The 12,765-nt window shown below is 41.3% G+C and carries 11 protein-coding genes and 1 pseudogene; 6 read left to right on the forward strand and 6 right to left on the reverse strand.

What is annotated here, in order from left to right:
- Positions 1-6 precede the first annotated feature (6 nt).
- On the forward strand, positions 7-1,320 hold the full coding sequence (brnQ, locus tag ACTVAI_RS00355) for a branched-chain amino acid transport system II carrier protein (protein WP_443485636.1): 1,314 nt from the start codon (positions 7-9) through the stop codon (positions 1,318-1,320).
- A 28-nt stretch (positions 1,321-1,348) separates the two neighbouring features.
- Here brnQ and ACTVAI_RS00360 read toward each other — a convergent pair whose 3' ends face one another.
- The 4 genes and pseudogenes from ACTVAI_RS00360 to ACTVAI_RS00375 form a co-directional block, all read right to left on the reverse strand.
- Positions 1,349-2,710 (reverse strand): glycoside hydrolase family 32 protein, encoded by a 1,362-nt coding sequence (locus ACTVAI_RS00360; protein ID WP_443485637.1) that lies wholly within the window; start codon positions 2,708-2,710, stop codon positions 1,349-1,351.
- A 19-nt stretch (positions 2,711-2,729) separates the two neighbouring features.
- A pseudogene (locus tag ACTVAI_RS00365) lies at positions 2,730-4,112 on the reverse strand (sucrose-specific PTS transporter subunit IIBC); the annotation flags it as partial.
- 116 nt (positions 4,113-4,228) lie between these two features.
- Positions 4,229-5,200 (reverse strand): LacI family DNA-binding transcriptional regulator, encoded by a 972-nt coding sequence (locus ACTVAI_RS00370; protein ID WP_443485638.1) that lies wholly within the window; start codon positions 5,198-5,200, stop codon positions 4,229-4,231.
- A gap of 382 nt (positions 5,201-5,582) precedes the next feature.
- A complete protein-coding gene (locus ACTVAI_RS00375; RefSeq protein WP_443485639.1) occupies positions 5,583-6,020 on the reverse strand; it encodes an OsmC family protein in 438 nt (145 codons plus the stop codon).
- Between the two features lie 232 nt (positions 6,021-6,252).
- On the opposite strand from ACTVAI_RS00375, the gene ACTVAI_RS00380 reads away from it, so the two are divergent.
- From ACTVAI_RS00380 to ACTVAI_RS00390, 3 genes are read left to right on the forward strand one after another with little or no spacing between them, the layout of a single operon-like run.
- Positions 6,253-6,540, forward strand: a complete 288-nt coding sequence (locus ACTVAI_RS00380; protein WP_443485640.1) for an ArsR/SmtB family transcription factor — start codon at positions 6,253-6,255, stop codon at positions 6,538-6,540.
- Positions 6,541-6,566: 26 nt separating this feature from the next.
- Entirely contained in the window at positions 6,567-7,568 is a 1,002-nt protein-coding gene (locus ACTVAI_RS00385) for a permease (protein ID WP_443485776.1), read from the forward strand.
- Between the two features lie 24 nt (positions 7,569-7,592).
- Positions 7,593-7,826 (forward strand): thioredoxin family protein, encoded by a 234-nt coding sequence (locus ACTVAI_RS00390; RefSeq protein ID WP_443485641.1) that lies wholly within the window; start codon positions 7,593-7,595, stop codon positions 7,824-7,826.
- A gap of 135 nt (positions 7,827-7,961) precedes the next feature.
- Here ACTVAI_RS00390 and ACTVAI_RS00395 read toward each other — a convergent pair whose 3' ends face one another.
- A complete protein-coding gene (locus tag ACTVAI_RS00395) occupies positions 7,962-9,203 on the reverse strand; it encodes an MFS transporter (protein WP_443485642.1) in 1,242 nt (413 codons plus the stop codon).
- Positions 9,204-9,432: 229 nt separating this feature from the next.
- On the opposite strand from ACTVAI_RS00395, the gene ACTVAI_RS00400 reads away from it, so the two are divergent.
- Positions 9,433-10,641 (forward strand): NAD(P)/FAD-dependent oxidoreductase, encoded by a 1,209-nt coding sequence (locus ACTVAI_RS00400; protein WP_443485643.1) that lies wholly within the window; start codon positions 9,433-9,435, stop codon positions 10,639-10,641.
- Between the two features lie 112 nt (positions 10,642-10,753).
- Positions 10,754-11,353: a nitroreductase family protein gene (locus ACTVAI_RS00405; RefSeq protein WP_443474122.1), complete on the forward strand. Its 600-nt coding sequence runs from the start codon at positions 10,754-10,756 to the stop codon at positions 11,351-11,353.
- Positions 11,354-11,543: 190 nt separating this feature from the next.
- Here ACTVAI_RS00405 and ACTVAI_RS00410 read toward each other — a convergent pair whose 3' ends face one another.
- Positions 11,544-12,692, reverse strand: coding sequence for an ArgE/DapE family deacylase (locus ACTVAI_RS00410; RefSeq protein ID WP_443485644.1), 1,149 nt, complete (start codon positions 12,690-12,692; stop codon positions 11,544-11,546).
- Between the last annotated feature and the right edge of the window lie 73 nt (positions 12,693-12,765).

Here is a 12,765-nt window from a genome sequence, read left to right on the forward strand (position 1 = left end):
CGTTACATGAAAGTTAAAGACATATTTATTGTAGGTTTTATGTTATTTGCAATGTTTTTTGGAGCTGGTAATATGATATTCCCGGTTGCTCTGGGATTCCAGAGTGGCGGAAATTATTGGCCTGCCATTCTCGGGTTCATTTTAACGGGTGTTGGCCTGCCGTTAGTTTCCGTCATCGTCGGATCCATCTCGGAAAACGGTTACCGTGATCTCTTACATAAAATTCATCCTACCTATTCCGTTGTATTTTTAATCATTATCTACTTAACCATCGGGCCATTCTTTGCGATTCCTCGCACGGCCACAACGGCTTATGAAATCGGGGTTGTTCCATTTTTGGGTCAGTCAACCAATCTTGGTTTATTTATCTTTTCCCTTATCTTCTTTTCTGTCGTTCTCATGGTGGCGTTGAGCCCGAACAACTTAGCTGATAACATTGGTAAATTCCTGACGCCGACGTTACTCGTGACGATTATACTTTTGATTATTCGTGCTGTTTCAATGTATCGTTCGAACACACCACAACCCCTTGAGATGGAAACACCGTTTGTGGTTGGTTTTACGGAAGGTTACTTAACGATGGACGCCATTGCGGCCATTGCCTTTTCTATTGTTGTTTTGAATGCCATCCGGGCCACGGGTGTTACCGATAAAAAAGAATTGTTTATGGGAACGATCAAGTCATCATTCCTGGCAGTTGTTTTACTTGGTTTCATCTATACGGGCCTTGGATGGGCTGGAAATCAAATGCCTGTTCCGGCTGAAATCCCAGCCAATCACAACTTGGGAGCATACCTCATTCAAATTATTTCTAATGAAGCATTTGGTGGTTTGGGGATTCTTTTATTGGGAGTCATGGTCTTCTTGGCTTGTTTGACAACAGCCGTTGGGTTAATTGCCGCGGTGAGTGAGTACTTCAATAGCTTATTGCCAAGCATCTCGTATAAATCATTTGCGTTTATCTTTTCAGGTATTTCTTTTGTTTTGGCCAATCAGGGGTTGGACGCTGTTATTCAGACAAGTGTCCCAGTTCTGGGGATGATCTACCCAGTTGCCATTTCAACGGTTATTTTGATTGCTGTTTCTTATTTTGTCCCTTCATCAAGAATCAGTTTACAGCTGCCTCTAATCATGGTGGCAATCATCAGCGTTCTGTCAGTCGCGCATCAGGGTGGTTGGTTGAATCTTCCCATTTTAGAAAACTTACCACTCTATAGCATTAAGTTCGAATGGATTCCGTTGCTCATAATTGGTTATGTTTTAGGCCAAATCATTGGTTTCAGAAAAAAGAAAGTAACTTACAGATCTTCCTTCAATTAAAAAAGCGATGCCGGTTGGCATCGCTTTTTTAATTTAGTTCATACACCTTCGCGGACCCCTTCAATTCACCTTGGTAATGAATGACAAGCGGTCCTTCTTCAAAGAATCGGGCTGTCGCAACAGCAGACCCTTCATTCGCAAAAACCTCGATACTTGAACCGTCAAGGAAAATCTGCAAGTCTGTCAAAGGCTCTTCCAAATAGGTCATGCGGGTTTCACGTTCATTCGTCAGCCAGTTCATTCGTTCCAGAATCAATTTTCTTTCTGAAGCCTGATAGCTTAACTTGGTCGAATCCTTTAGTGAAACTTCAAACGCTGCTTCTTCTTCGAAGCGCATCTCAATTTCATACGCATACTTTTCCGACTTGAATTCCCATGATTCAGAAAGCGTAAAGGAATGGGAATCCTGTCGCAACATCTTTAATTCTTCCACTGGAATCTGTTTTAATTTATTATCTTCAAACCGTAACTCCCGGGGAATCGTCAAGCCGTGAACCCAGCCTTCCGCTATCGTTGGGATGGCTTGTTCTTTATCAGATTCCATCACACCCATCCAGGCATAAAGAATTCTTCTGCCATCATCAGCCTGGAACGTTTGCGGTGCATAAAATTCAAAGCCCCAATCCAGTTCCTTCATGTCATCTGTTGTTAATGCGAAGCGTCCCTCTTTGAAGGTTGCGGGAACATACACGGAGTGATAGATGTTTTGGAACTGATGGCCACGCGGTTTAAAACCTTGCGGTGAAATTAAAAACAACCACTGATCATCCAACTCGAAAACATCGGGGCACTCCCACATATAAGCCGCGGATTTTGCATCAACGATTTCTCCTAAAAATTCCCATTCAAGTAAATCACCTGAGGCATACCAAATCGCAGTTCCGCGCAAATCATCCGTTTGAGCGCCTAAAACCAGGAACCATTTTTTTTCCGGCTCCGAGTACCAAACTTTGGGATCCCGCACATGCCTTGTATAACCCTCTGGATGGGGAAATAAAGGCCCCTTTTTCTCAAAAGATTCACCGTCTTCAGAAATAGCGTAGCATTGATAACTTCGTTTTGTACCATCGGCTTCGATGACGTTACCGGTATAAAATAAGTACAAAACACCTTCTTTGACGACGGCTGACCCTGAATAGATACCATCTTTATCGTAGTATTCTGAAGGAGCCAAGGCGATTGCTTTTCTTTCCCAATCAACCATATTTTTCGAAACCATATGTCCCCACGCTTTGTTCTCATGGCTGGTTCCGTATGGGTTTAATTGGTAAAAAACATGATACGCTCCCTTAAATTGAACCAATCCATTCGGATCATTCAACAAACCCTTTAATGGGGTAATATGGTAACGCAAAGGATATTTTGATTGTTTTACTACTCCATCTAACATATGATAACCCCTAATTTTGTTCTAATACTTCCTCTTTGAACCCGAAGAAATACGTTAATAAGAATCCTGTCGCAATAGCGATTAAGTTAACAAGGATGTAAGGAATAAGTTGGTTATCCAAGTACAACAAGATACCAGGAATAACTGTAATTGACATACCTGATCCCGCTAATTGAAGAATATTGGCAACGAAACCACCGACTGCCCCACCGATTAAGCCCATCACAAAAGGTTTTCCGTAACGTAAGTTCACTCCGAAAATGGCTGGTTCTGTAATACCCAACAAAGCAGAAAGTGCTGAAGGGAATGCTAAAGCTTTTAGTTTTGCAGATTTTGTTTTCAGTCCGACCGCCAACGTTGCGCCACCTTGTGCTGCCATTCCGCTTGTGATGATTGCGTTGAATGGATTTTCGCCCAAGTTCGTCAATAATTGCACTTCCAGGAAGTTGAAAATGTGGTGAACACCGGTTACAACTATGACTTGGTTCAAACCACCGATGATAAGACCTGCTAGACCAAATGGTAATTCCAACAACCATTGCGTCGCATTTAACACCACTGTTTCAAAGGAATGGAAAATAGGTCCAATGATCATAAGAGATAAAATACTCATAATCAATAATGTCACAAACGGTGTAACCAAGAGATCAAACGTTTCGGAAACACTCTTGTGTAGTTTCTTTTCTAATTTCGCACCTAAAATACCAGCGATGAAGGCCGGTAAAACCGTTCCTTGATAACCAACAATTGGGATGAAGTCAAATAACATAATGGGTTGCGCATCTCCTGCAGCAACTGCATAAGCATTTGGCAGTGATGGATTTACTAACATTAAACCTAGAACAATACCAATAACCGGACTACCACCAAAAACTCTAAATGTAGACCATGCAACTAAGGCAGGTAAAAATGCAAAAGCAGTGTCTGTTAAGACTTGTGTATAGAGTAAGAAGTTCTGACTAATAGAATCGGGAGTCAAACCAAATATTTCCAAAATTTGCGGTTGTGTTAATAAGCCACGTAGCCCCATGAATAAACCAGTCGCGACCAATACCGGAATAATTGGGACAAAAACATCACCAAATGTCCGAATCGCACGCTTAAAGAAATTACCTTCCACAACTGCCTGCTTTTGTTCAGATTTCGTTGCTTCTGCAACCCCTAACTGCGCAACTTCATCATAAATTTTATTGACCGTACCCGTACCAAAAATAATTTGGTATTGGCCCGAATTGAAAAATGCGCCTTTTACTTTATCAATGTTCTCGACGCGATCCTTATCAATTAAAGCCTCTTCGTTAACCATCACGCGTAAACGGGTTGCACAATGTGACACACTGCTGATATTTTCTTCACCACCAACCGCAGCAATGACTTCTTTTGCAATTTCTCTGTTCTCCATTCTCTTCTTCCTCCTTTTGTGGGACCGGTCCCACTTTTGTGTAAAATCAAGTAAGGGACCGGTCCCTTACTTCTTTTTCTAGACTCTATCACGAAATGAATACGCTGTCAACATTTTCATATGACACTTTTTCTTTTTAAGTACGTTACCGCGATAGTCGTCTCACGAGCAATGGATTTACCGGCGATTCTTTCAAATAAGTTGAATGCAGCCGTTTCTCCAACTAATTCATGATGGAAATCCATGGTAGTCAATGGTGGTGTCAAGAATTCACTAAAGGCATATCCACCGAAACCGGCAATCGAAATATCCTTTCCAACGACTAATCCTAAATCATGTGCAGCGCGATAAAAACCCATGGCCATGTTGTCCGTAGCGGCTATATAAAGCGTCGATTTTGATTCTTTCAACAAATCTAAAGCCAAATAGTAATTATCTTTGGTCCGGAAAGTAGATTCAACTTCAGTAACTGTTATTCCAACTTTTTTATATGTTTCAACGACACCTTTTTTTCTTTCGACTCCGACTGATTGATCATGTTCCGATACGCCAACATAGGTAACATTTTTATGATTGAACGGTATCAGGTTTTCGGCCAATACTTTACCCGCTGCATAATTATCATGATTCACGGAATAAACGGCATCATTATTTTGCCCGATAAACAAAATCGGTACTGACACTGATGCTTGGGCCGCTAAATGTTCAGGGGTAATCTCGGTGGCAATCAAGATAATTCCGGCAACTTTATTTTGAATTAAACTATAAATGCTTTCGATTTCCCTTTCAACTTCCAAATCGGTATTGGAAATCAGAATTTGAAAACCATGCGCTCTCACTGTGCGGTCAATGCCGTCAAGCATACTCATTGCAGATGGCGAATCAATTCTGGGAATGATGACGCCAATGTAATTACTCTTTTCCGACTTAAGGGTGCGGGCGAATTCATTGGGGACATAATTATATTTATCGATTACGGTTTTGATTTTTTCGGCGGTATCTTCGCTCACGTAGCCTGCATTCAAGTAACGCGAGACTGTACTTTTAGAAACTCCCGCTTCTTTTGCAATTTGTCTGATTGTTATCATTCATAACACAACCTTTATAGAGGATTCTCCCTCATATTATCATACTCTAGTGTGCAATACGCGGAGAAATTGGATGACGCGTGAGACATAACTTAAAAGCTTGATAAAAGTTATGTCCAATTTCGTATGGAATTGGACACAACTCAGATAGTGAGCAGAAGTTATGTCCATTCTGTATAAATTTTGGACATAACTTTACGGCGAAACTAAAGTTATGTCCGAATGTTTGGGTAAATGATAGTTTGTAAATATTCAAAAGAACCCCTGAAGCTGTTTTTTCAACAACTCTAGGAGTTCTTTATAAATAGTTATTGCGGACTTTCACCGGTTTATGGAATGACAATCGCCCCAAACGAATCCCGGGACCCGCTTAGTTTTTTATCTACGGTTTGGCGACATCTTGTCCATTTAACACGAGAAAATAGTCTATATCCGCTTTCAAAGAATGGGCCACCGGACAATATTTTTCGGCACCAAGCGTAATGGCACGCCACACTTTATCCGCTGGAACTTCCCCTTCTACCATAAAAGTAACCGTAATGGCATCGAAAGACTTGGGATGAGTGGCTTCTTTTGTTCCTTCAGTAATGATTTCAATGCTGTCGACTTGGTCGATATGCGACTTCAAAATCGCCCTGACATCCATACCAATACAACCGGCGAGCGCTCCCAGCAGTGCCTCCGTCGGCATGACGCCTTGATTTTGTCCTCCGACCCCCTCATGTGCATCCATTTTTAGTTGACTGCCTTCAGAATTCGTCATCGAAAATACATAACCTTTTTCCCACTTGGTAGAAATTTTCATCTTGTTACTGTCCACCATAATCCCTCATTTCTTTTAGATATGACTGTGGAATTCTCTTCCCCACAAGTTTAACACTATTTAACGGCTAAAGGAAGAAAGCGCTTCAAAAACATATTGATATCTATCTATATCGGAGTATAATGAAGGTATAAAGAAATGTACATTTCAAAGATTTTTATGTGATTATTTTCACTAATGTGGCTAATTTGAAGGAAAGGAGGTCTTCTGATGGAAAGGAGGTCTTCTGATGGACCCGGATTATACAAGTTATGCAAAAGTATTTAAAGTATTATCAGACGAAACAAGACTACAAATCATGGATATGTTGGGAAATGAAGAATTGTGTGCCTGTGAATTGCTGGAAGAATTCTCAATCTCACAACCGACCCTTTCCTATCACATGAAACTGTTATGCGAAAGTGGTTTGGTTGGTAGCAGGAAAGACGGTAGTATGGTCAAATATACCGTCAATCATGAGTACTTAGATGGCTTGAAGACATTTTTCAAACACCTTTCCAATAAGTTGACTGTCTGAATATTTAGGAGATGCTGACAATGAACATATTTGCTTGGCTGAATGATCAGCTATTCAAAATGGTATGGTTGAATGATTTTATGGGGAAGGTGGTCGAAAATGTTTTTGGCCTGGATACCTCTGAACGTGTGGGAGCCAGTCTGCAATTTTTCCTTTTTGATACCATTAAAATTTTTATTCTTTTATCCGTTTTGATTTTTGTGATTTCTTATATCCAAAGCTATTTCCCGCCAGAACGGACCAAAAAGATACTGGGACTTTTCAATGGTTTAACAGCCAGTATTCTAGCTGCTCTGTTGGGTACAGTGACGCCCTTTTGTTCCTGCTCATCGATTCCGCTGTTTATCGGTTTCACGGCTTCCGGTCTACCTCTTGCGGTTACCTTTTCCTTTTTGATTTCTTCCCCGATGGTTGATTTAGCATCCGTTATCCTCCTGGGAAGCATCTTTAATTGGCGAATAGCTTTTGCCTATGTCATTGTCGGGTTGATTCTCGCAGTCATCGGCGGAACCCTCATCGGAAAAGCAAATCTTGAAGATCAAGTTGAGTCTTTCGTTTATGGTAACCGGAACAGCATTGATTTACCGGAAAGTGAGTTAACCACTAAAGACCGAATCGATTTCGGTGTGGAACAAGTAAAGGATATTGTCAGGAAAGTTTGGCTGTATATCTTAATCGGTGTCGGGATTGGAGCAGCCATCCACAACTGGATTCCGGAATCGCTCATTACCGCTATATTGGGCCAAGACAAATGGTATTCGGTCTTGGTGGCATCGTTTGTCGGTGTGCCTATGTACGCAGACATATTCGGAACCCTACCGATTGCGGAAGCGTTGGTTGCCAAAAACGTTGGCCTAGGAACAGTTCTTGCCTTCATGATGAGTGTCACAGCCTTGTCGCTACCTTCACTTATTATGTTGAAGCAAGTCGTCAAGCCGAAATTGCTGGGTGTCTTCTTCACCGTTGTCGTTGTCGGTATCATTTTGATTGGGTATGTCTTTAATTTCTTGGCACCTTTATTTATTTAATAAAATTACTTAGGAGGGATTTCAATGGAAATTAAAATTTTAGGATCAGGATGCAAGAATTGCGTGAATTTGGCAAAAAACACTGAGGAAGCATTGAATGATCTTGGAATGAAAGCTACCATCACCAAAGTGACGGATATGCAGGAAATCGCTGCTTATGGAATCATGCGGACGCCTGGCCTCGTCATTGATGAAAAGGTGGTCTCTTACGGCAAAGTGGCGAAGCCAAATGAAATCATCGCGATGTTGAAACAGTAAAGCCGCTCAAATCAATAAGCGTTGGACATAACTTTACAGCGAACAGGAGTTAAGTCCAATCTTTCTCAACCATCAGTTTATCCTCAAAACAGAAAAACACCTCCGAGATGGAAGCATCTTGAAGGTGTTTATTTCTTATTGGTTTTGGCCTTTTGCATTGCGATAAGCGCCAATCCACATAACAGCAACTAAAGCTGAAACGATCATAAGTGTAATCCAGGAAGCAGCATAGTTGCCGGTAAAATCGGCGATTGATGCGGCTACCAAGGATCCTACCGTCATACCTAATTGAAGCGCACTTTGCACATAACCATAGGCTTTAGGGAAATCATCCTTCGAGAAGATGGCTGAAGTGATCAGTGGCGGAGCAACGGTTCCCATTGCATTTCCTAATCCAAACAACACTGCCATAACAATTGCGAAGAAGACATTTCCAGCAAACAACATGACAAAGTAAGACAAAGCCAGCAAGACACTTGCGTATAGGGTACTAATAACAGTACCAAAACGGTCGTTCATGTTCCCCAATAAAATTTTACCCAGGATACCGACTGCTGAGTAAACCGAAACAATCATAGCGCCGGTCGTCGGACCATGCATCCCATACAATACGGGTGGAAACTGACCTAGTCCCCCGTTGTTGGCAATTCCAACAAACATAGCCCCAATCATTAATAATGCGAAATAAGGAGTAATGCCCATTTTGGTTTTTGGTGCTTGGTTAGTAGCTATTTGATCTTCAGAATCACTTACCGATGCGGCAATTTCCGCTGCTCCGTAAGCTCTCAAATTCATCATTTCTGGTTTGGCTTTGAAAATAAATAAAACAATCGGTAAGCAAACAGTCAGCATGATCACACTATAGATTAGATACGTTTGGCGCCAACCTATGGTTATGATCAAGGGAGTCAAAATTTGACTGAATACAACGCCACCGATTCCCAGTCCAGACAAAGCAAGACTCAACGCCAAGCCACGTTTTTTGATGAACCAGTTGTTTATCAACATACTGACGGGAATAATGGTTGAAGTCATGTAGCCGAAACCAACAAATAATGACAACACATAAAAAACATAAATATTTGGTGCTAATCCAAAGCCCATATACGCCAGAGCATAAATTACAATACCGATTGTGTAGACTAATTTGAAATTTCCAGTTGCGAATTTTTGCGAAATAAACGGTGAGAGAAAAATGCCCACACCTAAAACAAGTGAGTTGCTGATTGCAAATTGACTATTGCTGATACCAAATTCTTCGGTAACGGGGGTTTGGAAAAGATTGGCTACCGCTACTGATGCCGGTCCCATGACAGCCAATACAATCGCTGCTCCTAACACTATCCGCCAGCCATAAAAGACTTTACTATTTTTCATACTCTTCACCTCTTTGGATTTTTCCATTGTCAATTATTTAGTATACTGCTCGTTTTATGAAAACTAAACAAGTATATTGACTTATAACCGCGTTAAACTGCAATAATATTGGTAGTATGTCTTTCCTGAAGGCAAAGCCATTTAGATGCTTATCTCTTTAAACCACTCTATAATAGGGTTGAATAGTTGGTTAATTTCTTGTGCGAAATAAAAGTAGGAGATGATAAAAATGGAACATGGAATCGTCATCATCGGAGGTTCCGTTTCTGGTTACAATGTGATTGCGGGGCTTAAGAAAGGCGGTTATCAAGGGAAGATCACCCTTATTAATCAACAAAACTATCTGCCTTATGACGTCTCGACACTTTCAAAAAGCTGGATGTTGGATCAAGAAAATCTGGATCCTCCCCTTTTTAAACAAGCTGACTATTATGCCGATGTCACACTCAAATTAAATACGGTCATCACTCAAATAAATCCAGAAGAAAAAACGATCCTGACGCAAGACAATGAAGAAATCCCCTATGATACGTTGGTACTCGCTACTGGCTCCGTCCTTCGTACATTGAATGTACCGGGAAGCGATGCAGCGGGAATCTTTTATTTAAGGGATTTTGAAAAAGCCACCAAAATAAAAGCATGGGCCAAGAAAATTAAAGAACTCGTTATTGTCGGTGCCGGTTTCATTGGTTTGGAAATGGCATCAACATTTTCCCAATGGGGTTTGCAAGTGACTGTCATTGAGCATGCAGACTTTCCTTTGGGTCGCATTTTGGGTGAAGAAGCTTCCCGCTACTTCATGAAAATGCATGAAGAACATGGTGTGCGTTTTTTAACCGGTGAAGACTTACAGTCGTTTATTATCGACGAGAATGGTAACGTCAGTGCAGCAGTTACTGCCACTGGCAAACAAATAGACTGTCAAATGGCCGTCATTGGCGTGGGGGTTACCCCGAACATCACCCTCAGCCATCCGGATTTGAAGGTGGAACGCGGTTATCTGGTTAACGAATACGGGGAAACCACCCTTCCAGATGTCTATGCCGTAGGAGATTGCGTTGTTTGGCCATATCAAAGCCAGCTAATCCACGTCGAACACTGGGAGCATGCCCACGACCATGGTAAAGCCGTGGCGCGCAACATTTTGAATCCTCAGAGTTCCCCTTATACTGTCCGCCCCTATTTTTGGACCGACCAATATGATCAACATTTTGAATATCTGGGCCATGCGCTCACCTGGGACCGTATCATTACACGCGGATCTTTGTCCGACTGTCAATTTACACTTGCTTATGTGGATGAAAACAATCTCCCGATCGCCATCTTTTTTGCCAACAACGGGGATAAACGGAAAGACGTTGCGAAATTCATGGATACAAATCAACCGATTGAAGAAGAGAAATTCATTGATATGAATAACAAATTGAATGAAATTTAAAAATTATTCCCAATTCGGAATTTTCTACTTGCATTTACTTTTTGTAAGTGTTAATCTGATTATAGTGTTTCAAACACATACAAATTTTTTATGCCAAAGGAGAAAATTATACATGTCACCATTTACAGAACTAGCTAAAAGCCGTCGTACACAGTACGCAATCGGAAACAATACAGAACTTACAAAAGAAGAAATCACAGCGCGCCTGCGTGCAGTAGCAAAAGAAGTTCCTACAGCTTTCAACAGCCAAACGAGTCGTTTAGTTGTCGTATTCGGGGAAGATAACGAAAAACTATGGGGTCATATCCTGGACGTTCAAAAAGACGTTTTACAAGGTGAAATGTGGGATATGATGTCTGGCGTTATGCAAGGAGCTAAAGGTGCAGTTGGTACTGTCTTGTTCTTTGAAGACTTGGATGCTGTAGCAGCAATGCCAGTTCAAGGAGCTCGCGGCGAAGCTTACAAACAAAATAACAACGCAAACTTACAATACGCAACTTGGTTGGCTTTGACTGAACTAGGTCTAGGCGCAAGCTTGCAACATATGAACGTTGGCCACGCAGAAGGATTCGACAAATCAATCCTTGAAATGTTCAACTTGCCAGCTAACTACGAAATGATTGCTCAAATGCCATTCGGTTCAATCGAAGGCGAAGCATTCCCTAAAGAGTACATCGCAGACGAAGTTCGCGTTCAAGTTATCGGTGAATAATTTTTAACACACTCCCCTCGTTGGGAGTGTTTTTTTGTGATTTGGTCGGCGAAAGCTCACTCAGGATAAGATTTTCGAGACGAGTGAGCCATTTTTAAAAATAAAGCTCACTCGCGATAAAAAATTCGGCTGAGTGAGCTTTTTGCAATCAAAAAGCCTACTCACAGAAATGAGTAGGCTGCTGAATCATTTATTTCGTTAATCCCAAAATCAATTCTTTGTAAATATCAAAGAAAGCAAGATAGTAGTCTTTACGAACGTATTCATCCGTCTTATGCGCCATCTTTGTTTCGCCAGGTCCGTACATCATGAACGGGAAGTTCTCGTCTTTATCGCGTAACAGGTTGGATGCATCTGTCACACCAGGTGAACCTTCTACTTTGACATCTAAGTTTAGATATTTTTTACCAAGTTCTTTCGTCAACTCAACCATGTCTGATTTTCCAGTAGTGAAGACACTCGGTAATGACATCGTTACTTCAACGTTAATTTTTGAACCTTCTTGGTTATATTTCTCAGCTGTTTCTTTGAATAATGCGATGACTTCATCATTATCAAATTCCGCAATCGTACGCACGTTGATTTCCGCCACTGCTTTTTCTGGGACAGAGTTCACTTGGTTACCGGCATTTAAAATGGTTGTACTCATAACCAGTTTGCCAAGAACTTCATTACTGCGTGGATCATTGTTTAACTTTTCGTCCAATTCCAACAAATATTTCATAATTGGATTGATCGCATTGTAGCCGTGGTGTGGCATTGAGCTGTGTGCCGCTTCACCGAGAGATGTAATACGGAAGTTCAAAGAGCCTTTGTGCGAATAAATGATTGTTTCTGGAGATGGTTCCGCAACCCATAGGTAATCAACATCGTCCATGTAGCCTTCTTCGTAAAGTTTCTTGGAGCCTGCTCCACCAACCTCTTCACCAGTCGTTGCCATGAAACGAACAGTACCGTTCTTCAATTCATTGTTTTCTTTCAGTTCAATCATGACCAAAGCCAAGTTAACCAAGCCAGCCTTCATGTCATTCGTGCCACGACCGTATAGATTACCGTCACGTTCTGTCATTACAAACGGATCAGACGTCCACTCACTCTCGTCACCCGCCGAAACCACATCCATATGACCGGAAATACCGATTACCGGACTGCCGCTACCAATTTCAGCAACCAGGTTTACACGTGTTTCCGTAACCGGAACGATTTTAGATTCAATACCGTATTCGGCAAATAAATCCTTCAAGTAATTCGCTACTTCTATTTCATTCTCGTTGACTGACTTAATCGCGATTAAATCTGCCAAGATTTTTAGTTTTTCTTCTTCTGTAAAGCGTTTCAAATTCTATTCCCCCATGATGTCCTTAATATTATTCCACAAAAAGAACCAAATATTTGATTAACTCTCCTATCAA

Source organism: Jeotgalibaca sp. A127, assembly GCF_052266745.1.
GTDB lineage: Bacteria > Bacillota > Bacilli > Lactobacillales > Aerococcaceae > Jeotgalibaca.

Coding starts and splice junctions, on each gene's coding strand:
- brnQ (WP_443485636.1), top strand. CDS start 7: ATGAAAGTTAAAGACATATTTATTGTAGGTTTTATGTTATTTGCAATG.
- ACTVAI_RS00360 (WP_443485637.1), bottom strand. CDS start 2,710: ATGTTAGATGGAGTAGTAAAACAATCAAAATATCCTTTGCGTTACCAT.
- ACTVAI_RS00370 (WP_443485638.1), bottom strand. CDS start 5,200: ATGATAACAATCAGACAAATTGCAAAAGAAGCGGGAGTTTCTAAAAGT.
- ACTVAI_RS00380 (WP_443485640.1), top strand. CDS start 6,253: ATGGACCCGGATTATACAAGTTATGCAAAAGTATTTAAAGTATTATCA.
- ACTVAI_RS00390 (WP_443485641.1), top strand. CDS start 7,593: ATGGAAATTAAAATTTTAGGATCAGGATGCAAGAATTGCGTGAATTTG.
- ACTVAI_RS00395 (WP_443485642.1), bottom strand. CDS start 9,203: ATGAAAAATAGTAAAGTCTTTTATGGCTGGCGGATAGTGTTAGGAGCA.
- ACTVAI_RS00400 (WP_443485643.1), top strand. CDS start 9,433: ATGGAACATGGAATCGTCATCATCGGAGGTTCCGTTTCTGGTTACAAT.
- ACTVAI_RS00405 (WP_443474122.1), top strand. CDS start 10,754: ATGTCACCATTTACAGAACTAGCTAAAAGCCGTCGTACACAGTACGCA.